This is a genomic window from Kluyvera sichuanensis, assembly GCF_014218705.1.
In the GTDB taxonomy this organism is placed as follows: domain Bacteria; phylum Pseudomonadota; class Gammaproteobacteria; order Enterobacterales; family Enterobacteriaceae; genus Kluyvera; species Kluyvera sichuanensis.
The window spans coordinates 221,460-243,907 of the sequence record NZ_JABBJF010000004.1 but is presented as its reverse complement, the minus strand read 5'-3'; the positions used below and the strand labels follow the sequence as shown (position 1 = coordinate 243,907).

Annotated in this window: 21 protein-coding genes; 17 read left to right on the top strand and 4 right to left on the bottom strand. The window is 58.8% G+C overall.

The annotated features are described in order from the left end of the window. Positions 1–34 precede the first annotated feature (34 nt). From urtB to urtE, 4 genes are read left to right on the top strand one after another with little or no spacing between them, the layout of a single operon-like run. Positions 35–1,627 carry an urea ABC transporter permease subunit UrtB gene (gene urtB, locus HII27_RS07135; RefSeq protein ID WP_396401350.1) on the top strand — a complete coding sequence of 531 codons (1,593 nt, stop codon included), beginning with the start codon at positions 35–37 and terminating at the stop codon, positions 1,625–1,627. Then, positions 1,627–2,703, top strand: a complete 1,077-nt coding sequence (gene urtC / locus HII27_RS07130; protein ID WP_185667234.1) for an urea ABC transporter permease subunit UrtC — start codon at positions 1,627–1,629, stop codon at positions 2,701–2,703. Before urtB ends, urtC begins: the two co-directional genes overlap by 1 nt. Further along, positions 2,696–3,487 carry an urea ABC transporter ATP-binding protein UrtD gene (gene urtD / locus HII27_RS07125; protein ID WP_185667233.1) on the top strand — a complete coding sequence of 264 codons (792 nt, stop codon included), beginning with the start codon at positions 2,696–2,698 and terminating at the stop codon, positions 3,485–3,487. Before urtC ends, urtD begins: the two co-directional genes overlap by 8 nt. Before the next feature lies 1 nt (position 3,488). Continuing rightward, positions 3,489–4,187 carry an urea ABC transporter ATP-binding subunit UrtE gene (urtE, locus tag HII27_RS07120; protein WP_185667232.1) on the top strand — a complete coding sequence of 233 codons (699 nt, stop codon included), beginning with the start codon at positions 3,489–3,491 and terminating at the stop codon, positions 4,185–4,187. Positions 4,188–4,245: 58 nt separating this feature from the next. On the opposite strand, the gene HII27_RS07115 is transcribed toward urtE, so the two are convergent. Continuing rightward, on the bottom strand, positions 4,246–5,154 hold the full coding sequence (locus HII27_RS07115) for a LysR substrate-binding domain-containing protein (RefSeq protein ID WP_185667231.1): 909 nt from the start codon (positions 5,152–5,154) through the stop codon (positions 4,246–4,248). 136 nt (positions 5,155–5,290) lie between these two features. On the opposite strand from HII27_RS07115, the gene HII27_RS07110 reads away from it, so the two are divergent. Together HII27_RS07110 and HII27_RS07105 are read left to right on the top strand one after the other, a co-directional pair. Next, positions 5,291–6,484, top strand: a complete 1,194-nt coding sequence (locus tag HII27_RS07110; protein ID WP_185667230.1) for an MFS transporter — start codon at positions 5,291–5,293, stop codon at positions 6,482–6,484. A 12-nt stretch (positions 6,485–6,496) separates the two neighbouring features. Beyond that, complete coding sequence (locus HII27_RS07105) at positions 6,497–7,678, top strand: amidohydrolase (RefSeq protein ID WP_185667229.1); 1,182 nt, start codon at positions 6,497–6,499, stop codon at positions 7,676–7,678. An 89-nt stretch (positions 7,679–7,767) separates the two neighbouring features. On the opposite strand, the gene HII27_RS07100 is transcribed toward HII27_RS07105, so the two are convergent. Next, positions 7,768–9,036, bottom strand: coding sequence for an MFS transporter (locus HII27_RS07100; protein WP_185667228.1), 1,269 nt, complete (start codon positions 9,034–9,036; stop codon positions 7,768–7,770). A gap of 321 nt (positions 9,037–9,357) precedes the next feature. Further along, positions 9,358–9,771, bottom strand: a complete 414-nt coding sequence (hpaR, locus tag HII27_RS07095) for a homoprotocatechuate degradation operon regulator HpaR (RefSeq protein ID WP_185667227.1) — start codon at positions 9,769–9,771, stop codon at positions 9,358–9,360. Between the two features lie 264 nt (positions 9,772–10,035). Between hpaR and hpaG the strand changes: the two genes are divergently transcribed. The 10 genes from hpaG (at position 10,036) to HII27_RS07045 (ending at position 20,444) form a co-directional block, all read left to right on the top strand. Then, a complete protein-coding gene (gene hpaG / locus HII27_RS07090; RefSeq protein WP_185667226.1) occupies positions 10,036–11,313 on the top strand; it encodes a 4-hydroxyphenylacetate degradation bifunctional isomerase/decarboxylase in 1,278 nt (425 codons plus the stop codon). Next, the gene (gene hpaE, locus HII27_RS07085; protein ID WP_185667225.1) at positions 11,310–12,776 is read left to right on the top strand and encodes a 5-carboxymethyl-2-hydroxymuconate semialdehyde dehydrogenase; all 1,467 of its coding nucleotides are present in this window, start codon (positions 11,310–11,312) and stop codon (positions 12,774–12,776) included. The genes hpaG and hpaE overlap by 4 nt, the downstream gene beginning before the upstream one ends. A 1-nt stretch (position 12,777) precedes the next feature. Beyond that, complete coding sequence (hpaD, locus tag HII27_RS07080; RefSeq protein ID WP_185667224.1) at positions 12,778–13,629, top strand: 3,4-dihydroxyphenylacetate 2,3-dioxygenase; 852 nt, start codon at positions 12,778–12,780, stop codon at positions 13,627–13,629. A gap of 9 nt (positions 13,630–13,638) precedes the next feature. After that, a complete protein-coding gene (locus tag HII27_RS07075; protein ID WP_185667223.1) occupies positions 13,639–14,019 on the top strand; it encodes a 5-carboxymethyl-2-hydroxymuconate Delta-isomerase in 381 nt (126 codons plus the stop codon). A gap of 132 nt (positions 14,020–14,151) precedes the next feature. Further along, positions 14,152–14,955: a 2-oxo-hept-4-ene-1,7-dioate hydratase gene (gene hpaH, locus HII27_RS07070; protein WP_185667222.1), complete on the top strand. Its 804-nt coding sequence runs from the start codon at positions 14,152–14,154 to the stop codon at positions 14,953–14,955. A gap of 14 nt (positions 14,956–14,969) precedes the next feature. Further along, the gene (gene hpaI, locus HII27_RS07065) at positions 14,970–15,761 is read left to right on the top strand and encodes a 4-hydroxy-2-oxoheptanedioate aldolase (RefSeq protein ID WP_185667321.1); all 792 of its coding nucleotides are present in this window, start codon (positions 14,970–14,972) and stop codon (positions 15,759–15,761) included. A 111-nt stretch (positions 15,762–15,872) separates the two neighbouring features. Further along, positions 15,873–17,249 carry a 4-hydroxyphenylacetate permease gene (hpaX, locus tag HII27_RS07060; protein ID WP_185667221.1) on the top strand — a complete coding sequence of 459 codons (1,377 nt, stop codon included), beginning with the start codon at positions 15,873–15,875 and terminating at the stop codon, positions 17,247–17,249. A 12-nt stretch (positions 17,250–17,261) separates the two neighbouring features. After that, positions 17,262–18,152 carry a 4-hydroxyphenylacetate catabolism regulatory protein HpaA gene (hpaA, locus tag HII27_RS07055; protein WP_185667220.1) on the top strand — a complete coding sequence of 297 codons (891 nt, stop codon included), beginning with the start codon at positions 17,262–17,264 and terminating at the stop codon, positions 18,150–18,152. Between the two features lie 194 nt (positions 18,153–18,346). Beyond that, complete coding sequence (hpaB, locus tag HII27_RS07050) at positions 18,347–19,909, top strand: 4-hydroxyphenylacetate 3-monooxygenase, oxygenase component (protein ID WP_035896538.1); 1,563 nt, start codon at positions 18,347–18,349, stop codon at positions 19,907–19,909. Positions 19,910–19,928: 19 nt separating this feature from the next. Then, on the top strand, positions 19,929–20,444 hold the full coding sequence (locus HII27_RS07045; protein WP_185667219.1) for a 4-hydroxyphenylacetate 3-monooxygenase reductase subunit: 516 nt from the start codon (positions 19,929–19,931) through the stop codon (positions 20,442–20,444). A gap of 277 nt (positions 20,445–20,721) precedes the next feature. Here the strand turns inward: HII27_RS07045 and HII27_RS07040 are convergent, their stop codons facing one another. Continuing rightward, entirely contained in the window at positions 20,722–21,021 is a 300-nt protein-coding gene (locus tag HII27_RS07040; RefSeq protein WP_185667218.1) for an ECs_2282 family putative zinc-binding protein, read from the bottom strand. An 81-nt stretch (positions 21,022–21,102) separates the two neighbouring features. On the opposite strand from HII27_RS07040, the gene HII27_RS07035 reads away from it, so the two are divergent. After that, positions 21,103–22,401, top strand: coding sequence for a sensor domain-containing diguanylate cyclase (locus tag HII27_RS07035; protein ID WP_223883162.1), 1,299 nt, complete (start codon positions 21,103–21,105; stop codon positions 22,399–22,401). The last annotated feature ends 47 nt before the right edge of the window (positions 22,402–22,448 follow it).

Genomic DNA, 22,448 nt, shown 5'->3' with positions numbered 1-22,448 from the left:
CTTGTATACCAACAGGAATTCAACGATGAACATAATGATGAGACAACGCGCGGCGCTGTACTTCCCCGCCTTGCTCTTTCTCTTTTTAAGCGGCCTGTTGACCAGTCTTCCTGCGCGGGCCGGTGCGGCGGCCGATTACGGTCATGCCAGCCGTACCGAGCAGGCGCAGCTGCTTCAGGCGTGGGCTGCCGCCCCGCAGGCTGACCGTCTGCCACTGTTGCAGGCGCTGAGCCAGGAATCGGTGGTCAGCGATGCTGAGGGCCAGCTGTTTACGGAAAAAAATGGCCAGCTAACACCGCTGGAAGGGAGCGCTGCGCCTGCTGGCAGCACCAAAAAAGTGTTTATGAATAACCGCATTCGCGGACTGGTGGCCAGCGCGTTAGCCTCGCATCAACTGGTCAGCAACGACGTGAAGGTGCGCCTGAACGCGGCGCTGACCTTGCAAAACAGCGCCCAGCAGGACCAACTGCCGATGCTCAGCCAGCGTCTGGCAGTCGAAGCGGATACCGGTGTGCACACCGCGCTGGCGATTGCCGTCGCCAATTTACAGCTCTCCGATAGCCGTGCAGACCAGCGCCTCAACGCCGTGAAGCTGTTGGGTGAAGCCAGCGACCCGCAGGTGCAGGCGAGCCTCAGCCGACTGACGCAGCCGCAAAATGAACCCGACCCGGCGGTACGCGCCGCCGCCGCCGAAAGCCTGAAGCAGGTGCAGCAGCGCCTGAAGTGGGGCGACTGGCTGGGGCAGGCGTTTAGCGGTATTTCCCTCGGTTCCATTCTGCTGCTTGCCGCGCTGGGGCTGGCGATCACCTACGGCCTGCTGGGCGTTATCAATATGGCCCACGGCGAGATGCTAATGCTTGGCGCCTATGCTACCTGGATGGTGCAGGACGCGTTCCAACGCCTGGCGCCGGAGTGGCTGGCGCTTTATCCGCTGGTGGCGCTGCCGGTGGCCTTCTTTATGACTGCGGCGATTGGGATGTTGCTGGAGCGCACTATTATTCGCCACCTGTATGGTCGCCCGCTGGAGACGCTGCTGGCCACCTGGGGCATCAGTCTGATGCTGATCCAACTGGTGCGCGTGCTGTTTGGCACGCAGAACCTTGAGGTGGCGAACCCCTCCTGGCTCTCCGGCGGCTGGAACGTACTGCCAAACCTGGTGCTGCCGTACAACCGCATTGCGGTGATCCTCTTCGTGATTGGCGTATTAGCGCTGACCTGGCTGCTGCTCAACAAAACCCGTCTCGGTATGAACGTGCGGGCGGTAACGCAAAACCGCCGCATGGCGGACTGCTGCGGGGTGCCCACCGGGCGCGTGGATATGCTGGCGTTTGGCCTCGGTTCCGGCATTGCCGGGCTGGGCGGCGTGGCGCTGTCGCAGCTTGGCAACGTTGGCCCGGAGCTAGGGCAGGGGTACATCATTGACTCCTTCCTGGTGGTGGTGACCGGCGGCGTAGGGCAACTGGCTGGCACCGTGGTGGCCGCGCTGGGGCTGGGCGTGCTGAACAAAGTGCTGGAGCCGCAGATTGGCGCGGTGCTGGGCAAAATTGCCATTCTGGTCCTGATTGTGCTGTTTATTCAGAAACGGCCGCAGGGGTTGTTCGCATTCAAAGGGCGGGTAATTGACTGATGAGCCAACCTATTACGTTAACTCTCGCGCGGCGTGCGCCGCGACTGACCTGCTCGCTGGCGGCGCTGGCGCTGATGGTTCTGCTGGTGCTGCCGTTTCTGGCGCTGCTACCAGCGGATAATCCGCTGGCTATCTCCACCTACACGCTGACGCTGCTGGGTAAGATCCTCTGCTATGCGGTCGTGGCGGTAGCGCTGGATCTGGTCTGGGGCTACGCCGGGCTGCTGTCGCTGGGGCACGGGCTGTTCTTTGCCCTCGGCGGCTACGCGATGGGCATGTACCTGATGCGCCAGGCGTCCGGCGACGGCCTGCCAGCGTTTATGTCGTTCCTGTCGTGGAGCGAGCTGCCGTGGTTCTGGGCGGGCACCCAACATTTTGCCTGGGCGCTGTGTCTGATTATCCTCGTCCCCGGCCTGCTGGCGCTGGTGTTTGGCTACTTTGCCTTCCGCTCGCGCATTAAGGATGTCTACTTCTCGATCATGACTCAGGCGCTGACCTACGCCGGGATGCTGCTGTTTTTCCGCAACGAAACGGGCTTTGGTGGCAACAACGGCTTTACCGGTTTCACCACGCTGCTGGGCTTTCCGGTATCGGCGACCGGCACGCGCATTGCGCTGTTTGTCGCCACCGTGCTGCTGCTGGCGGGCTCGCTGGCGATTGGCCTGATGCTCACCCGCAGCAAGTTTGGTCGGGTGCTGACCGCCGTGCGCGATGCGGAAAACCGCCTGATGTTCTGCGGCTACGATCCAAAAGGCTTCAAGCTGTTCGTCTGGACGCTCTCCGCCGTGCTGTGCGGGCTGGCGGGGGCGCTGTACGTGCCGCAGGTGGGGATTATCAACCCCAGCGAAATGTCGCCAACCAACTCGATTGAAGCCGCCATCTGGGTGGCGCTCGGTGGGCGCGGCACGCTGATTGGCCCGATCCTCGGCGCGGGGATCGTCAACGGGGCGAAAAGCTTCTTCACCGTCGCCTTCCCGGACTTCTGGCTCTTTTTCCTCGGCCTGATGTTTATTCTCGTCACCCTGTTCCTGCCGCGCGGCGTGATTGGCCTGCTCAAAAGGAGAAAGCATGACTGATTCCCTGTTCACCCAGCCGCAGCCGCAGGACCGCTATCGCGACACCACCGACCCGGTGCTGCAGTTGGAAAATATCAACGTCAGCTTCGACTCGTTTCGCGCCCTGACCGACCTGTCGCTGTCGATTGGCGTCGGCGAACTGCGCTGTGTGATTGGCCCCAACGGTGCGGGAAAAACCACGCTGATGGATGTGATCACCGGCAAAACGCGGCCGGACAGCGGCAAAGTCACCTACGACCAGAACGTCGACCTGATGGGGCTGTCGTCGGTGGAGATTGCCCGCGCGGGCATTGGCCGCAAGTTCCAGAAGCCGACGGTGTTTGAGGCGTTGAGCGTGATGGAAAACCTCGAAATCGCCCTGAAGATGGATAAATCGGTCTGGACCTGCCTGCGCGCCACGCTCAACGGCAGCCAGCGGGATCGCATTGACGAAGTGCTGGAGCTGCTGCGGCTGACCGCGCATCGCCATCGCCCGTCGGGGCTGCTTTCCCACGGGCAAAAGCAGTTTCTGGAAATCGGCATGCTGCTGGTGCAGGAACCGCACCTGCTGCTGCTTGATGAACCCGCCGCCGGTCTGACCGATGCGGAAACGGACTATATTGCCGAGCTGTTTCGCGGGCTGGCGGGCAAGCACTCGTTGATGGTGGTGGAGCACGATATGGGCTTTGTTGAGACCATTGCCGACCACGTCACCGTGCTGCATCAGGGGCAGGTGTTGGCCGAGGGCTCGCTGCGCGAGGTGCAGGCCAACGAGCAGGTTATCGACGTCTATCTGGGGCGCTAATATGTTACAGGTAAATGATTTAAATCAGTATTACGGCGGCAGCCATATTCTGCGCGGCCTGTCGTTTGAGACCACGCCGGGCGAGATTACCTGCCTGCTGGGGCGCAACGGCGTGGGCAAAACCACGCTGCTGAAATGCCTGATGGGCATCATCCCGGCGAAATCCGGCACGCTGCACTGGCAGGGCAAGCTGATTAACCACTGCAAGCCGCACCAGCGGGTGCAGCAGGGGATTGCCTACGTGCCGCAGGGGCGTGAGATTTTTCCGCGGCTGACGGTGGAAGAAAACCTGCTGATGGGGCTGTCGCGCTTTTCTGGCTCGCAGGCCAAAAGCGTGCCGGAGGAGATTTACGCGCTGTTCCCGGTGCTGCGTGAGATGAAGCAGCGGCGGGGCGGGGATCTCTCGGGCGGACAGCAGCAGCAACTGGCGATCGGTCGGGCGCTGGCGTGTAAGCCGCAGCTATTGATCCTCGACGAGCCAACCGAGGGGATCCAGCCGTCGGTGATCAAAGAGATCGGCGCGGTGATTCGCAGCCTCGCCAACCGTGGCGATATGGCGATTCTGCTGGTGGAGCAGTTTTATGATTTTGCCGCCGAGCTGGCGGACAGCTATCTGGTGATGTCGCGCGGCACCATCGTGCAGCGCGGGCGCGGTGACGACATGGAGGCACAGGGTGTGCGTCAGTTAGTGGCGATATAACACCGGGATAAGGGAAAAGTCGCCCGGCCAGGCGAAGCGCCGCCGGGATGGCGGCGAGCTACCAGCTATACCCCTGACACGCCCCGCGCAGCCGCGATAAAAACTGCTGGGCGTTAGCCGTAAGCGCCGATTTCTGCGACCAGACCGCGCAATACTGCGCGGCGGGCAGGGTGGAGACCGGCAGCGTGACGATTTTCCCTTCCAGTTTAAGCGGTTGGCTCATGGCGCGGGCGACGATGGTCAGGTAGTCGGATTCCAGCACCATATTCAGCCCGGTTATCACCGAATCGGTACGCAGCGGCGCAATGGCCAGCTGGCGATAGAAGTGGGCGAGTTCATTCTGTAGCTGCTGGTAGTAGCCCATCGGCGACTCCGGCAGCAGCCACTTTGCTCGCCGCAGCGCCATCAAATCCCCCTCATTGGCCAGCGGATGCCCATGGCGCGCCACCACGCAAAACGGCGTGGTGAACAGCGGTTCAATCATCACCCCTTCCGGCGGGTGCATCGGGTCGATGGAGCCGACGGCCAGGTCTATCTCACCGCTGCGCACGCCGGGCAACAGCGAAGAGAGCTGCCCCTCTTTGAGGGTGAGCGCCACCTGCGGCAGCGCCTGCTTAAAGGCGTCGGCGACGGCGGGAAAAACCGTCAGCGCAATGAGCGACGAGTAGCCGATGGTCAGTCGGCCGTGGGTCGCATGGTTTATCTGCTCCACCTCATCGGCGGCGCGCCGCAACTCCTCCAGCACCCACTCCGCGCGCTGCGAAAAGGCGCAGCCTGCTTCAGTCAGGGTGATGCCTTCTTTGCTGCGCAGTAAAAGTTGCGTCCCCAGGGTTTGCTCCAGCTCACGCAACGTGCGGCTGAGCGCGGGCTGAGACTGCCCTAATTCGCGGGCGGCCGCACGGATGCTGCCGCTGCGCGCCACCTGCTTTAGCGCCTGCAGCTGGTTCACTTTTGGTAAATATTTCACCGCTTACCCCTATCAGAAAAAAGCATCACCTATAGAAAAATTACATCTTCCCGCCTTTCGGGTAAAGGGCCAGGATACGTAGGGGCAATCGTCCTCACACAACATCTATCCTCATGAGACACAAGGCGGAAAAATAATGAAAAGTCAGTCTCAAATGATCTTTTTGCTGTTTATTGGCTACGTATTTGTCTACATCGACAAGACCGTGACCGGCTTTGCTTTACTGCCGATCGAAAAAGAGTTTGGCCTTAACGCCGAACAGCTGGGCTATATCACCGGGATCTTCTTCCTCGCCTATTCACTGTTTCAGGTGCCTGCCGGCTGGCTGAACGACCGCATTGGTTACAAAACCATGCTGGTGCTGTCGCTGGCGGCGCTGGGCATTTTTGCCCTCTGCTTCGGTGCGCTGGGCGCGAGTTTTGGTTTACTGCTGCTGTTTCGTTTTCTGGCGGGGGTGGGCCATTCCGGCTACCCGTGCTCCTGCGCCAAGGCGGTAGTCAGTAATTTCAGCGTCGAGAAGCGCACCTTTGCCCAGTCGATTTTGCTCTCCTCCGCAGGGCTGGCGATGACCATCGGGCCGATTATTGCGGTGAACGCGCTGGCAATCATGGGCTGGCACACCTCGTTTACCGTTCTGGGGGTGTTGGTCTGCGTGATTGCCGCGCTGATTGCCCTGCGCGTCCCGCGCCAGCAGGTGACGCCGAGCGTGAAAAAGCAGTCCGTCTCCGGCGCGGCGCTGTGGCGTAACCCGACGGTTATCCTGCTGTTTCTGTCGATTTTCTGCGTCAACATCCCCAGCTACGGCCTGATGGCGTGGCTGCCGAAATTCTTCGTCCAGCATATGGGGATGTCGCTATCGGCTTCCGGCTATGTGGTGGCGGCAGGCGGTCTTGGGATCTGGATCTCTTCGCTCGGTACCGGTTGGCTGGTGGGCAAATATTTCCTCAATCGTGAACCACTGGTGATTGCCATCAGCGCGCTGCTGAGCGCCGTGGCGATTTTCGCCATCTTCCATGCGGCCACGCCGCTGACCGCCAGCCTGCTGCTGTTCGTCGGCGAGGTCTTCCTGATGGCGACGTTTGTCACCGCCTTTACGCTGCCGATGAAGCGGCTGCCGGAAAATATGATGGGCTCGGCGATTGGCCTGATTAATACCGGCGGCACGCTGGGCGGCTTTGTCTCACCTATCGTGATTGGCTACCTGGTGGAGAACACCCACGGTTACGCCAGCGCGTTTACGTTTCTGTCACTGGCGATGGTCTGCTCCGCTCTGGCGGTGCTGCCGCTGATGAAGCGCCGTACCGTCGCCAGCCTGCCTGTTGTTGAGTAGAAGGAAAATCTGATGAATCACACCACTGAACAGTTAATCTCCGCGGCCTTTGAAGATGCGCTGCGCTGGCGTCGCCATATTCACGCCCACCCGGATTTATCGTTTCAGGAGAAGCCAACGGCGGACTATATCGCCCACGAGCTGGCGTCGTTTGCCGGCCTGGAAATCAGCCGCCCGGTGGAGAATTGCGTGATTGCCGTGCTGCGCGGCGCGCATCCGGGGCCGATGTGGGCGCTGCGCGCCGATATCGATGCCCTGCCGCTACAGGAAGAGAGCGGGGAAAGCTTCTGTTCAACCGTGCCCGGCGTGATGCACGCCTGCGGTCACGATGCCCATGCGGCAATGCTGATGGGGGCGGTCAAGGTGCTCTGCCAGCTGCGTGACCGGCTGCACGGCAGCATCAAGTTTATCTTCCAGCCTGCCGAAGAGGTGCCGCCGGGCGGCGCGCGCGAGCTGGTTGAACTGGGCGTGGTGGACGATGTGGAGCATATTTTCGGTCTGCACGTTTTCCCGACCAGCCCGGTGGGGACGATCGCCTTAAAAGAGGGCGTTTATGTGGCCTCCAGCGACAACTTTGATATCACCATTCGCGGTAAAGGTGGCCACGGTTCGATGCCGCAGCACTGTATTGACCCGGTGACCATTGGCGCTGAAATGGTCGGTGCCTTACAGCAGATTGTGGCGCGTAATATCGACCCTGGCACCGCGCCGGTGCTGACCATTGCCACCTTCCAGGCGGGCGATAGCTATAACGTTATCCCCGACAGCGCGCGCCTGGCGGGTACGCTGCGTACCCACAATCAGCAGGTGCGGGAAGCGGTGCCGGGGCTGATGTCGCGCATTGTGAACGGTATTGCGGCGGCGCACGGCGCAGGTTGCGATATCCAGTGGCAGAAGGGCTATGCGGTGGGCAATAACCATGAGGTGACCAACACGATTGCCCGCGAAGCGATTGGCCGCCACTTCCCGGCGGGCACGCTGAAGCTGGAAGAAAAGGCGTTGTTCGGCAGTGAAGATTTCTCCTCATATCAGGAGAAAATTCCGGGGACGTTCCTGTTTATCGGCTGCGGTAATAAAGAGAAAGGGGCGACGTGGAACGTGCATAACCCGCATTTCCGCATTGACGAGGATGCGCTGGCGGTGGGGATTAAGACCCATATTGCGTTGGTGAGTCAGTTGTTGAATCTTGAGTAAATCGGCTTGCCACCCCGGGGTCGGCTAGCGCCTCGCCCGGGCTACCGTTCATGTAGCCCGGCCAAGCGTAGCGCCGCCGGGGGGTTAGGTCAGATGGCTGGATTCACTTCCAGCTCAGGCGCTGGCGAACGCAGTAGCGCCCACAGAATAATCGCACCAATCACGTCAAACGCCGCCAGCACCGCGAACAGCGGGCTGAAGCCTAAGGTGTCGGCCAGTGCACCAACCACTAAGGCGAACAGCGTGCTCGCCGTCCATGCTGCCATGCCGGTAAAACCGTTGGCGGTGGCCACTTCACCCGGATCGAACATATCGGAAGAGAGTGTAATCAGCGCGCCGGACAGCGACTGATGAGCAAAGCCGCCGACGCACAGCAGGGCGATGGCGACGAACGGGCTGCTGAACAGGCCGACCATGCCTGGCAGGATCATCAGCGCTGCGCCCATGGTCACCACCAGTTTGCGGGACACCACGATATTCACGCCAAAGACGCGCTGGAAAATCCCCGGCAGATAGCCACCGATGATGCAGCCCATATCGGCAAACAGCATCGGGATCCACGCGAACATGGCGATATCTTTCAGGTTAAAGCCGTAGGTGTGCACCATAAACAGCGGGATCCACGCGTTGAACGTCCCCCATGCCGGTTCGGCAAGGAAGCGCGGCAGGGCGATACCCCAGAATTTACGCTGACGCAGCAGCTGACCGATATGCACCTTATCCACTACTTTGCGCTCCGGCTGGCCATCGGTGATGTAGTCGAACTCCTCTTTGCTCAGGCTTTTGCACTGCCCTGGGCGGTTATAAACCAGATACCAGCCCAGCGCCCAGACCATGCTGGCAATCCCGACGATGATAAATGCCAGACGCCAGCTGTGAATGAAGATGGCCCATGCGACCAGCGGCGGCGCAATAATCGCCCCCATGGAGGAGCCGACGTTGAAATAGCCGACGGCGACGGAACGTTCGTTATCCGGGAACCATTCGGTAACGGACTTCAGACCGGCGGGGATCATCGCACTCTCAGCGAAGCCGCCCAGGCCGCGGCACAGCGCCAGACCCTGCCAGCTGTTGGTGAAGGCCGCGCCAATGCAGAAGATGGCCCACATGCCGCCGAACAGGGTGTAGCCAACTTTGGTACCAAGGGTATCCAGCACATAACCTGCGATAGGCTGTGCGATGGTGTAACAAGCGGAGAAGGTGGCCACAATCCAGGAATATTGCTGGGTCGTGATGTGCAGATCGCTTTGCAGCGTTGGTGCTGCGGCCGAAATAGTATTGCGGGTTAAATAACACAGAATCGTGCCAAGCGTGACAAGAGCCACCATAAACCAGCGCGTATGACCAGTGGTGCGCATAAAACTTTCCTTTACTTCTTAGAATGTGAAACGGCCTGTGTTGGGTGGACAGGCACAACTACGGTCATACAGAGAGAAGATAATTTGCCGGGCCAAAAAGAGGCTGGAGCAACGCACTGCGGTCCATTTATGAGATTTAGTGAATCCGTGTCACATTTTTTCCGAATACTAAACCCATGTTTCAGAAATTTTTGTGATCTAATTCAAAATTATTAAGATGACGTACCACCTAAGTGTATCAAGGTAAGTAACGGCGTAATGAGGCGTGAAGAGAGCGGGATGCTGCCTGATTTACATCAATAAACAGGCAGATTTTGGAAACTATTTTTGCAGGGAGATGAACTCGTGCAGCAGGGCGGTGAGCTGCTTCATTTTTTCAGGCGTGAACTGTTTTTCAATCTGTTGATAGGCCTCTTCCACTTTTGCCTGCGCGCGCTCGTAAAGCGCATACCCCTCTTTGGTTAGCGAGACGTACAGCTTGCGCTGATCGTTCACCGGCTTTAAGCGCAGCACCAGGCCATCGCGTTCCATACGCGTGAGGATCCCGGTCAGACTGGGGCGCAAAATACAGGTAGCGGCGGCCAGGTCGTGGAAATCCATCGATGGGTTATCGACCAGCACGCGGACAATGCGCCACTGCTGCTCCGTCAGATTATGCTGCTTTACGATCGGCCGAAAATAGGTCATCGCCACTTCCCGCGCCTGCATCAGGGCGATGGTTAAAGAATCGTGCATTCTGCCACTCCAGCCTTCTCATCATTAATATATGAACAATATAGCAATGTTGCTTTTATCGACAGCTGATTTTTACCGAAACCTGACGTTAATGCAATGTTGTTTTTATAACTAATTGATAAATATGTATATGATTTATTTTATGTGAAATTATTGTTAATCAAGTCACAAAAAATTGACTTGTGTTTGCTAAATGAGCGGCGGAAGCATAAAACACATCATTAACATATTAATGAATTGTTCGTCGTCTCTGAGGAGCTGTAAATGAAAGGTACCGTTTTCGCCGTGGCGCTCAACCACCGCAGCCAGCTTGATGCCTGGCGCGACGCGTTCGAGCAGGCACCCTACAAGGCACCGCCTAAAACCGCCGTCTGGTTTATCAAACCGCACAATACCGTTACCGAAGGCGGTCAGCCGATCCCGTTCCCAGAGGGTGAAACGGTATTAAGCGGCGCGACGGTGGCGCTGGTGGTGGGCAAAACGGCCCGTAAAGTCCGCGTAGAGGAAGCCGCAGACTATATCGCCGGTTACGCGCTGGCGAACGAAGTCAGCCTGCCGGAAGAGAGCTTCTACCGCCCGGCGATTAAAGCCAAATGCCGCGACGGCTTCTGCCCGCTGGGTGACGTGGTGAGCGTTGATAACGTTGACAACCTGACCATCATTACCGAAATCAACGGTCGTCATGCTGACCAGTGGAGCACCGCTGACCTTAAGCGCAGCGCCGCCGAGTTGCTGAGTGCCCTGAGCGATTTCGCCACCCTGAACCCAGGCGATGCCATTCTGATAGGTACCCCGCACAGCCGCGTTGCGCTGCGTCCCGGTGACCAGGTACGCGTGTTGGCGGAAGGCTTCCCGCCGCTGGAAAACCCGGTGGTTGCCGAAGCGGACGCCCGCCCGGTGCCGCGCCCGCACGACCATGGCACGCTGTTCGCGCTGGGGCTGAACTACGCTGACCACGCCAGCGAGCTGGACTTTAAGCCGCCGGAAGAGCCGCTGGTGTTTATCAAAGCGCCTAACACTTTCAATGGTGACAACCAGACTTCGGTACGCCCGGACAACGTCGAGTACATGCACTATGAGTCTGAGCTGGTGGTGGTGATTGGCAAAACCGCGCACAAGGTGAGCGAAGCCGACGCCATGGACTACGTCGCGGGCTACACGGTCTGCAATGACTACGCCATCCGCGACTACCTGGAAAACTACTACCGCCCGAACCTGCGGGTAAAAAGCCGCGATGGGCTGACGCCGATCTCCCCCAACGTGGTGCCTAAAGCGGCGATTCCCGACCCGCATAACCTCACCCTGCGCACCTATGTTAACGGCGAGCTGCGCCAGGAAGGCACCACCGCGGATCTGATCTTCAGCGTGCCGTTCCTGGTCTCGTACCTCAGCGAATTTATGACCCTGCAACCGGGCGACATGATCGCCACCGGCACGCCGAAAGGGCTGTCCGACGTGGTGCCGGGCGATGAAGTGGTGGTGGAAGTTGAGGGCGTGGGTCGCCTGGTGAACCGGATTATCAGCGAGGAGTCTGCAAAATGAAAAAGATTAACCATTGGATCAACGGCAAAAACGTCGCCGGTCAGGACTATTTTCACACCACCAACCCGGCAACCGGCGAGGTGCTGGCAGAAGTTGCCTCCGGCGGTGAAGCGGAAGTGAACCAGGCGGTCGCGGCGGCGAAAGAGGCTTTCCCGAAGTGGGCTAACCTGCCGATGAAAGAGCGCGCGCGCCTGATGCGCCGTCTGGGTGACCTGATTGACCAGAACGTGCCGGAAATTGCGGCGATGGAAACCGCCGACACCGGCCTGCCGATCCACCAGACCAAAAACGTGCTGATCCCACGCGCGTCGCATAACTTCGAGTTCTTCGCCGAAGTGTGCCAGCAGATGAACGGCAAAACCTACCCGGTTGACGACAAGATGCTCAACTACACCCTTGTGCAGCCAGTGGGGGTGTGTGCGCTGGTATCGCCGTGGAACGTACCGTTTATGACCGCCACCTGGAAGGTCGCGCCGTGCCTGGCGCTGGGCAACACCGCGGTGCTGAAAATGTCCGAACTGTCGCCGCTGACCGCCGACCGTCTGGGCGAGCTGGCGCTGGAAGCCGGTATTCCGGCGGGCGTGCTGAACGTGGTGCAGGGCTACGGCGCCAGCGCCGGTGATGCGCTGGTACGCCATCATGACGTACGCGCCGTCTCCTTTACCGGTGGCACCGCCACCGGGCGCAACATCATGAAAAACGCCGGGCTGAAGAAGTATTCCATGGAGCTCGGCGGCAAATCGCCGGTGCTGATTTTTGAAGACGCCGATATTGAACGGGCGCTGGACGCCGCGCTGTTCACCATCTTCTCCATCAACGGCGAACGCTGCACCGCCGGTTCGCGCATTTTTATCCAGCAGAGCATCTACCCGGAGTTCGTCAAACGCTTTGCCGAGCGTGCCAACCGTCTGCGCGTCGGTGACCCGAACGACCCAAATACTCAGGTCGGCGCGCTGATTAGCCAACAGCACTGGGAAAAAGTCTCCGGCTACATCCGCCTTGGCATCGAAGAGGGCGCGACCCTGCTGGCCGGTGGCCCGGAAAAACCGACCGATCTGCCTGCGCATCTTAAGAACGGCAACTTCCTGCGCCCAACGGTGCTGGCGGACGTCGACAACCGTATGCGCGTGGCCCAGGAAGAGATTTTCGGCCCGGTAGCCTGCCTGCTGCCGTTCAAAGACGAGGCGGAAGGTCTGCGTCTGGCGAACGATATTGAGTACGGCCTGGCCTCTTATATCTGGACCCAGGACATCAGCAAAGTGCTGCGTCTGGCACGCGGTATCGAGGCCGGGATGGTGTTCGTCAACACCCAGAACGTGCGCGACCTGCGTCAGCCGTTCGGCGGCGTGAAGGCTTCCGGAACCGGTCGCGAGGGCGGCGAGTACAGCTTCGAAGTGTTCGCGGAGATGAAAAACGTCTGCATCTCTATGGGCGACCATCCCATCCCGAAATGGGGAGTTTGATATGGGTAAGTTAGCGTTAGCAGCAAAAATCACGCACGTGCCGTCGATGTACCTTTCTGAAATTCCGGGGAAAAACTTCGGCTGTCGTCAGGCGGCGATTGACGGGCATAAAGAGATTGGCAAGCGCTGCCGCGAGATGGGCGTCGACACCATTATCGTGTTCGATACCCACTGGCTGGTGAACAGCGCCTACCACATCAACTGCGCGGAGAGCTTTAAGGGCATCTATACCAGCAACGAGCTGCCGCACTTTATCCGCGACATGACCTACGACTATGAAGGCAACCCGGCGCTGGGTCAGCTGATTGCCGATGAAGCCGTGGCGCTGGGCGTGCGCGCCAAAGCGCACAACATTCCGAGCCTGAAGCTGGAGTACGGCACGCTGGTGCCGATGCGCTATATGAACGCCGATAAGCACTTCAAAGTGGTCTCTATTTCGGCGTTCTGTACCGTGCACGACTTTGCCGATAGCCGCAGGCTGGGCGAAGCAATCCTGAAAGCCATCGAGAAATACGACGGCACGGTGGCGGTGTTTGCCAGCGGCTCGCTGTCGCACCGCTTTATCGACGACCAGCGCGCGGAAGAGGGAATGAACAGCTACACCCGCGAGTTCGACCATCAGATGGACGAGCGCGTGGTCAAACTGTGGCGCGAAGGCAAGTTCAAAGAGTTTTGCACCATGCTGCCGGAGTACGCCGATTACTGCTACGGCGAAGGCAATATGCACGACACCGTGATGCTGCTGGGGATGCTGGGCTGGGATAAGTACGACGGCAAGGTGGAGTTTATCACTGACCTGTTCGCCAGCTCCGGTACCGGGCAGGTGAACGCCGTATTCCCGCTGCCCGCGTGAGGAACAACCATGCCGCACTTTATTGCTGAATGCACCACCAACATCCGTGAACAGGCCGACCTGCCGGGCCTGTTTGGCAAGGTGAACGAGGCGCTGGCCGCCACCGGGATTTTCCCGATCGGCGGCATCCGCAGCCGCGCCCACTGGCTGGATACGTGGCAGATGGCCGACGGTAAGCACGATTACGCGTTTGTGCATATGACGCTGAAAATCGGTACTGGGCGCAGCCTGGAGAGCCGTCAGGAGGTGGGGGAGATGCTGTTCGGGTTGATTAAAGCCCACTTCGCCACGCTGATGGACAGCCGCTATCTGGCGCTGTCGTTTGAGATGGACGAGCTGCACCCGACGCTGAATTACAAACAGAACAACGTGCACGCGTTATTTAAATAAGACATGTGCTCGGTCGGTCCCCTCGCCCCTTTGGGGAGAGGGTTAGGGTGAGGGGGCACCTCAGCGGCCTGATGCCCTCACCCCGGCCCTCTCCCACAGGGAGAGGGAGAAAACACAGCCACAGGAATCACTATGCTCGATAAACAAACCCGTACCCTGATTGCCCAGCGGCTGAATCAGGCTGAAAAACAGCGTGAGCAGATCCGTGCTGTCTCGCTGGATTACCCGGACATCACCATCGAAGACGCCTACGCCATACAGCGCGAATGGGTTGAGATGAAGATTGCTGAAGGTCGCACGCTCAAAGGCCACAAAATCGGCCTGACCTCAAAAGCGATGCAGGCCAGTTCGCAGATTAGCGAACCGGACTACGGCGCGCTGCTCGACGACATGTTCTTCCACGACGGCAGCGATATTCCGACCGACCGCTTTATCGTGCCGCGTATTGAAGTTGAACTGGCGTTCGTGCTGGCAAAACCGCTGCGCGGACCGAACTGCACGCTGTTCGATGTTTATAACGCCACCGACTACGTGATCCCGGCGCTGGAGTTGATTGACGCCCGCAGCCACAACGTGGACCCGGTAACCCAGCGACCGCGCAAGGTGTTCGACACCATCTCCGACAACGCCGCCAATGCGGGGGTGATCCTCGGCGGCCGGCCGATTAAGCCCGACGAACTGGATCTGCGCTGGATCTCCGCGCTGCTCTATCGCAACGGCGTGATTGAAGAGACCGGCGTCGCCGCAGGGGTGCTCAACCATCCGGCCAACGGCGTGGCGTGGCTGGCAAACAAGCTGGCGCCGTACGACGTTCAGCTGGAAGCGGGGCAGATTATTCTCGGCGGCTCGTTCACCCGCCCGGTACCGGCGCGTAAGGGCGACACCTTCCACGTCGACTACGGCAACATGGGCGCGATCACCTGTCGGTTCGTATAAAGGAAAAAACGATGATGAAGAACAGTTTCAAAGACGCGCTGAAAGCCGGCCAGCCGCAGATTGGCCTGTGGCTGGGGCTCTCCAGTAGCTACAGCGCTGAACTGCTGGCGGGGGCGGGCTTCGACTGGCTGCTGATTGACGGCGAACATGCGCCGAACAACGTCCAGACCGTGCTGACCCAACTGCAGGCGATTGCGCCATACCCAAGCCAGCCGGTGGTGCGCCCGTCGTGGAACGACGCGGTGCAGATTAAACAACTGCTCGACGTAGGCGCCCAGACCCTGCTGGTGCCGATGGTGCAGAACGCCGATGAAGCGCGGGCGGCGGTTGCCGCGACCCGCTACCCGCCGCAGGGCATTCGTGGCGTAGGCAGCGCGCTGGCGCGTGCATCGCGCTGGAACCGTATGCCGGACTATCTCCATCAGGCTAACGACGCGATGTGCGTGCTGGTGCAGATTGAAACCCGCGAAGCGGTCAGCAATCTGGCGCAGATCCTCGACGTCGACGGCGTGGACGGCGTGTTTATCGGCCCGGCGGATCTCAGCGCCGATATGGGCTATGCCGGTAATCCGCAGCACCCGGAAGTGCAGGCGACGATTGAAAAGGCCATCGTGCAGATTCGTGCGGCGGGGAAAGCGCCGGGGATTTTGATGGCAAACGAACAGTTGGCGAAGCGCTATCTGGAACTGGGGGCGCTGTTTGTCGCCGTCGGCGTCGATACCACGCTGCTGGCCCGCGGCGCAGAAGCGCTGGCGGCGCGCTTTGGCGCGGAGAAAACCTCGCTGGGTTCGTCCGGCGTGTATTAACCCCTGCCGAACGGCGCTGCGCTTATCCGGCCTATCCGTAGGCCCGGCAAGCGCAGCGCCCCGGGCAAAACCAGCTTCACCCTACGCAAATTCCCATCAGAGGAAAGGATAATGAGCGACACATCACCTGCAATCCCGGAGCAACTCAACCCGGCCGACCAGCACAAGCAGCTGACGGCGGGCCAACAATCGGTTATCAACAAACTGTTTCGTCGTTTGGTTCTGTTTTTGTTTGTGCTGTTTATCTTCTCATTCTTAGACCGTATTAATATCGGCTTTGCCGGGCTGACGATGGGGGCGGATCTCGGCCTCAACGCCACCATGTTCGGCCTCGCCACCACGCTGTTCTACGCCACCTACGTGATTTTCGGTATTCCCAGCAACATTATGCTGAGCATCGTCGGCGCGCGACGCTGGATTGCCACCATTATGGTGCTGTGGGGCATCGCCTCCACCGCCACCATGTTCGCCGTCGGGCCGAAAAGTCTCTACGTGCTGCGCATGTTGGTGGGCATCACCGAAGCCGGGTTCCTGCCCGGCATTCTGCTCTACTTAACCTACTGGTTCCCGGCGTTTTTCCGCGCCCGCGCCAATGCCCTGTTTATGATTGCCATGCCGGTGACCACCGCGCTGGGTTCGATTGTCTCGGGCTATATTCTGTCGATGGATGGCCTGCTGAACATGCACGGCTGGCAGTGGCTGTTCCTGCTGGAAGGCTTCCCGGCAGTGCTGCTTGGCGTGATGGTCTGGTACTGGCTTGATGACTCCCCGGCGAAGGCTAAATGGCTGACTGACGAGGATAAAAAGTGCCTGCAGGAGATGATGGATAAAGACCATCTGACCCTCGTGCAGCCCGAGGGCGCGATTAGCCACCGCGCCATGCAGCAGCGCAGCCTGTGGCGCGAAGTGTTTACGCCGATCGTCCTGATGTACACGCTGGCCTACTTCTGCCTGACCAACACCCTGAGCGCCATCAGCATCTGGACGCCGCAGATCCTCAAGAGCTTTAACGAGGGCAGCAGCAACATCACCATCGGCCTGCTGGCGGCGATCCCGCAGGTGTGCACTATTCTCGGCATGATTTACTGGAGCCGCCATTCGGATAAGTACCAGGAGCGTAAGCATCACACGGCGCTGCCGTTCCTGTTTGCCGCCGCCGGCTGGCTGCTGGCCTCGGCCACCAACCATAGCCTGATCCAGCTGTTGGGAATCGTGATGGCGTCGACCGGCTCCTTTAGCGCAATGGCGATCTTCTGGACCACGCCGGATCAGTCCATCAGCCTGCGGGCGAGGGCGATCGGCATTGCGGTGATCAACGCCACCGGCAACATCGGATCGGCATTGAGTCCGTTTATGATCGGCTGGTTGAAAGATGTGACCGGCAGCTTTAACAGCGGATTGTGGTTTGTCGCCGCGCTGCTGGTGCTGGGGTCGGTGATTATCTGGATTATCCCGATGAAATCCTCGCGCCCGCGCGCCACGCCGTAAGGAGCCGCCGCTATGTGCCAGCGTGCGATTACCAATATCGACATCAGCACCGAGTATGAGGAGAGTCTCGGCAGCAAGGATGTGCACTATCAGTCGTTCGCTCGCATGGCGGCGTTTTTTGGCCGCGATATGCAGGCGCATCGACACGATCAGTTTTTCCAGATGCATTTTCTTGATACCGGGCAGATTGAGCTGCAGCTCGACGATCATCGCTATTCGGTGCAGGCACCGCTTTTCGTGCTGACGCCACCGTCGGTACCGCACGCGTTTATCACCGAGTCGGACAGCGACGGCCACGTGCTGACGGTTCGCGAAGATTTGGTCTGGCCGCTGCTGGAGGTGCTGTATCCCGGCACCCGCGAGGCGTTTGGCCTGCCGGGGATGTGCCTGTCGCTGGCGGACAAGCCTGAAGAGCTGGCGGCGCTGGCGCACTACTGGCGGCTGATTCAGCGCGAGTCGACGTCCGACCTGGCGGGGCGAGAGCACACGCTGGTGCTGCTGGCGCAGGCGGTGTTCACGCTGCTACTGCGCAACGCGCCGCTGGACGACCACGCGGCCAGCGGCGTACGCGGCGAGCTGAAGCTGTTTCAGCGCTTTAACCAGATGATTGATACCCACTATCACCGTCACTGGACGGTACCGGACTACGCCAACGAGCTGCATCTGACCGAATCCCGGCTGACGGATATCTGCCGCCGCTTCGCCAACCGCCCGCCGAAGAGGTTGATATTCGACAGGCAACTGCGCGAGGCCAAGCGGCTGCTGCTGTTTTCCGACAGCGCGGTGAGCGAGATTGCCTGGCAGCTTGGGTTTAAGGATCCGGCCTATTTTGCCCGCTTTTTTAACCGCTTAGTGGGATGTTCGCCGAGTGCGTTTCGCGCGCAGAAAGTACCGGTGTCGTGATTTTTCCCCGGCCAAGCGAAGCGCCGCCGGGAACCGCACCAAACCCTACCCAGATCACAGAACCACCCCTCGCCCGAAAAGTACCAGCCGTTGACCCAAAAGTCTCTTCACCGCCTGCCCTTTAAACGCTTCAATTACGAAACAAGAACAAAACATAAATTTAACAAATCCGATGAATACTGGAGTGTACCCGAATGAAACCTGAAGATTTCCGCGCAGACACCAAACGCCCGTTAACCGGTGAAGAGTACCTGAAAAGCCTGCAGGATGGCCGTGAGATCTACATCTACGGCGAACGCGTCAAGGATGTCACCACCCACCCTGCGTTCCGCAACGCGGCGGCCTCGGTGGGCCAGCTGTACGATGCGCTGCACAAACCGGAAATGCAGGACAAGCTGTGCTGGAACACCGATACCGGCAGCGGCGGCTACACTCACAAATTCTTCCGCGTGGCGAAAAGTGCCGACGACCTGCGCCAGCAGCGCGACGCCATCGCCGAGTGGTCACGTCTCTCCTACGGCTGGATGGGGCGCACCCCGGACTACAAAGCGGCCTTCGGCAGCGCGCTGGGCGCGAACCCGGCGTTCTACGGCCAGTTCGAGCAGAACGCCCGCCACTGGTACTCGCGCATTCAGGAAACTGGCCTGTACTTCAACCACGCGATCGTCAACCCGCCAATTGACCGTCACAAGCCAGCGGATGAAGTGAAAGATGTCTACATCAAGCTGGAAAAAGAGACCGATGCCGGGATTATCGTCAGCGGCGCGAAAGTGGTGGCGACCAACTCGGCGCTGACTCACTACAACATGATTGGCTTTGGCTCCGCGCAGGTGATGGGCGAAAACCCGGACTTCGCGCTGATGTTCGTCGCGCCGATGGATGCCGAAGGCGTGAAGCTGATTTCCCGCGCTTCCTACGAGCTGGTGGCGGGCGCAACTGGTTCACCGTACGACTATCCGCTCTCCAGCCGCTTTGACGAGAACGACGCGATCCTGGTGATGGATAAAGTACTGATCCCGTGGGAAAACGTGCTGATCTACCGCGATTTCGATCGCTGCCGTCGCTGGACGATGGAAGGCGGTTTTGCCCGTATGTATCCGTTGCAGGCGTGCGTACGTCTGGCGGTGAAGCTCGACTTTATTACCGGCCTGCTGAAGAAATCGCTGGAGTGTACCGGCACTTCTGAGTTCCGCGGCGTGCAGGCGGATCTTGGTGAAGTGGTGGCATGGCGCAACATGTTCTGGGCGCTGAGCGACTCCATGTGCTCTGAAGCGACCCCGTGGGTTAACGGCGCGTACCTGCCGGACCACGCGGCGCTGCAAACCTACCGCGTGATGGCCCCGATGGCCTACGCCAAGATCAAAAACATCATTGAACGTAACGTCACCAGTGGGCTTATCTACCTGCCGTCGAGCGCCCGTGACCTGAACAACCCGCAGATCGACCAGTACCTGGCGAAGTACGTGCGCGGCTCCAACGGGATGGATCACGTCGAGCGTATCAAGATCTTAAAACTGATGTGGGATGCGATCGGCAGCGAGTTCGGCGGCCGCCACGAGCTGTATGAAATTAACTACTCCGGTAGCCAGGATGAGATCCGCCTGCAGTGTCTGCGTCAGGCGCAAACCTCCGGCAACATGGACAAAATGATGGCGATGGTCGATCGCTGCCTGTCTGAATACGATCAGAACGGCTGGACGGTGCCACACCTGCACAACAACGCTGATATTAATCTGCTGGATAAGCTGCTGAAGTAATTCGCAGCGGGAGGTCACAATGCAATTAGATGAACAACGTCTGCGTTTTCGCGATGCCATGGCCAGCCTGTCGGCCGCCGTTAACGTCGTCACCACCGAAGGGGAAGCGGGCCGCTGCGGCATCACCGCCACTGCGGTTTGTTCGGTAACGGATTCACCGCCGTCGGTGATGGTCTGTATCAACGCCAACAGCGCGATGAACCCGGTATTTCAGGGCAACGGCAAGCTGTGCATCAACGTGCTCAACCACGAGCAGGAGATCATGGCCCGTCACTTCGCCGGGATGACCGGTATGGCGATGGACGAGCGCTTCGGGCTCTCCGGCTGGCAGCGCGGCGTACTGGAACAACCGGTGCTGAAAGGGTCGCTGGCAAGCCTGGAAGGTGAAATTCGTCAGGTGCAGACCATCGGTAGCCATCTGGTCTATCTGGTGGAGATTCAGAACATTGCATTGGGGGAAGCGGAGAGCCACGGGCTTATCTATTTCAAACGCCGTTTTCATCCGGTGATGATGGAAGCGGAAGCGTTAGTCTAACCCTCTCTCTTGTCGCCCGGACAAGGCGCGTAAGCGCCGACTCCGGGTTTTACCCTGCCTCTACCTGCCGCTCAACTTATCAGAATCAAATAAATATTTAAAATATCAGGCGTAGGGATATTTGTTGGATTGAGAAATAAAGGGGCTGTTGATATTGTTGGCAGAAGGGAAGGCTGTCTGAAGTATTATTTATATCGCTTTTATATGAGATGGAAGCTATTTTCCCCGCGCACTAATACATTAGTGCTATAAACCAATCAAAGTACGTGCTTCGTTATTATTTATCAGTGTCTTTTTTTAATCGTGATAATGCGCACTTTATCATCTCTTCCGCACGCTGACGGGCAAAATTAGCCAACGTCGTTTTGCTAAAATGCTGACCGCAGCCAGCGCAGCATAAAGGATATTCGTCAGCGGAGTTCGTTATTTTTTCAACATCGGTAATTTCTGTTGTATGGTTACATTTAGGACATGAATATTTTATTAAAATCACAAACCGGCCTCCTTTATTCTTGCTATAAAATAGTTCAATAGCACATATTGTTAAAGCATTTGTGATTATTAAATAGCCACTCATTATGTGTTGGTTGATGAAGTGGTTGTTTTTTAACCGTGCAGTAAAGCAAGCGGGGCGCTAACGGAAAAGGACGGGAAAGCAATGGATAAGCAATTCGCGCAGGGGAGTATGAGCGCAGCCGATAAGCTCGCGGATCTTCTCAACCACAATACGGATTGGATCTGGGAGGTTGACGCGCAGGGGCGCTATGTGTGGGTATCCAACGTGGTGAATAACCTGCTGGGCTACTCGCCTGAAGAGGTGCTGGGCCGCGCACCGTTTGATTTTATGGAACCGGCAGAGTCAGAGCGGGTACAGAAATTCTTTGGCGATGTTCTGGCTTCCCGGCAGCCCTTCAACGGCATGATTAACCGCAACCGTCGGGCAGATGGCAGCGCGGTAATCATCGAAACCAGCGGCATTCCGCTTTTTGATGCCGAGGGAGAGTTAACCGGGTATCGCGGTATCGACCGCGACATCTCGCAGCTTGGTGAACGGGTATTGCAGCTGGAGTCTATCTACCAGAACACGCCGCTGGCGCTGTGCGTGATCAATCGTTTTGGACAGCTCACCAAAGCGAATAAAGCGATGGGCGAGCTGCTTGGGCAGCCGGAAGATGTGCTGATTGGCCAGTGCCTACGGGATATCATGCCAGAATGGAATCTGTTGTTTCAGCAGGATTTTATTCGACTTGATGCCGGAGAGGAAATCACCAGCAAAGAAGTATTCCTCTACGGACGCTACTTCTATATTAAGCCAATGCCGGTGTATGACGCGGGCGGAAACGTGGCGGGGATCTCCTCCGCGTGGATGGACATTACCGACCGCAAACTGGCGGAACAGCAGCTCGCCAGCGCTAACCAGGTACTGCTGCAGTACGCCGAGCGGGACCATCTGACCGGATTATTTAACCGCCGCTACATGGACGAACGGCTGAACTATGAAATCACCCGCGCCCAGCGTGAGGGGGCATCACTCTCACTGTGTATGGCCGACCTCGATTTTTTCAAACGCTATAACGATACCTACGGCCATCAGGCGGGCGACCGCGTGCTGAAGGCCGTGGCGGACGCGTTGAAGGGCGGGCTGAGGCCGGACGATAGCGTCAGCCGCTATGGCGGCGAAGAGTTTTTAATCATGCTGCCGGATACCGGTGCAGAGGGGGCGCGAGCGGTGGCCGAACGTCTGCGCGAACGGGTGATGGATCTGAATATCGAACATGAAACCAGCCCGCTTGGCGGCGTGCTGACCATCAGCCTTGGCGTGATGACCTGGGATGCGCCGCTGTATGTTTGCAGCATCCAGAGCCCGGCGGATATTGGTGCCGAGCTTATCCACAGCAGCGATGCGGCGCTTTATCGCGCCAAACAGCAGGGGCGTAACCGCGTTGTCGCGGTGTAAGCATAGGGCTCGGCAATTGATTCACCACATTGATTCACCACAAAGAG

Coding starts and splice junctions, on each gene's coding strand:
- urtB (WP_396401350.1), top strand. CDS start 35: ATGATGAGACAACGCGCGGCGCTGTACTTCCCCGCCTTGCTCTTTCTC.
- urtC (WP_185667234.1), top strand. CDS start 1,627: ATGAGCCAACCTATTACGTTAACTCTCGCGCGGCGTGCGCCGCGACTG.
- urtD (WP_185667233.1), top strand. CDS start 2,696: ATGACTGATTCCCTGTTCACCCAGCCGCAGCCGCAGGACCGCTATCGC.
- urtE (WP_185667232.1), top strand. CDS start 3,489: ATGTTACAGGTAAATGATTTAAATCAGTATTACGGCGGCAGCCATATT.
- HII27_RS07110 (WP_185667230.1), top strand. CDS start 5,291: ATGAAAAGTCAGTCTCAAATGATCTTTTTGCTGTTTATTGGCTACGTA.
- HII27_RS07105 (WP_185667229.1), top strand. CDS start 6,497: ATGAATCACACCACTGAACAGTTAATCTCCGCGGCCTTTGAAGATGCG.
- HII27_RS07100 (WP_185667228.1), bottom strand. CDS start 9,036: ATGCGCACCACTGGTCATACGCGCTGGTTTATGGTGGCTCTTGTCACG.
- hpaR (WP_185667227.1), bottom strand. CDS start 9,771: ATGCACGATTCTTTAACCATCGCCCTGATGCAGGCGCGGGAAGTGGCG.
- hpaG (WP_185667226.1), top strand. CDS start 10,036: ATGAAAGGTACCGTTTTCGCCGTGGCGCTCAACCACCGCAGCCAGCTT.
- hpaE (WP_185667225.1), top strand. CDS start 11,310: ATGAAAAAGATTAACCATTGGATCAACGGCAAAAACGTCGCCGGTCAG.
- hpaD (WP_185667224.1), top strand. CDS start 12,778: ATGGGTAAGTTAGCGTTAGCAGCAAAAATCACGCACGTGCCGTCGATG.
- HII27_RS07075 (WP_185667223.1), top strand. CDS start 13,639: ATGCCGCACTTTATTGCTGAATGCACCACCAACATCCGTGAACAGGCC.
- hpaH (WP_185667222.1), top strand. CDS start 14,152: ATGCTCGATAAACAAACCCGTACCCTGATTGCCCAGCGGCTGAATCAG.
- hpaI (WP_185667321.1), top strand. CDS start 14,970: ATGAAGAACAGTTTCAAAGACGCGCTGAAAGCCGGCCAGCCGCAGATT.
- hpaX (WP_185667221.1), top strand. CDS start 15,873: ATGAGCGACACATCACCTGCAATCCCGGAGCAACTCAACCCGGCCGAC.
- hpaA (WP_185667220.1), top strand. CDS start 17,262: ATGTGCCAGCGTGCGATTACCAATATCGACATCAGCACCGAGTATGAG.
- hpaB (WP_035896538.1), top strand. CDS start 18,347: ATGAAACCTGAAGATTTCCGCGCAGACACCAAACGCCCGTTAACCGGT.
- HII27_RS07045 (WP_185667219.1), top strand. CDS start 19,929: ATGCAATTAGATGAACAACGTCTGCGTTTTCGCGATGCCATGGCCAGC.
- HII27_RS07040 (WP_185667218.1), bottom strand. CDS start 21,021: ATGAGTGGCTATTTAATAATCACAAATGCTTTAACAATATGTGCTATT.
- HII27_RS07035 (WP_223883162.1), top strand. CDS start 21,103: ATGGATAAGCAATTCGCGCAGGGGAGTATGAGCGCAGCCGATAAGCTC.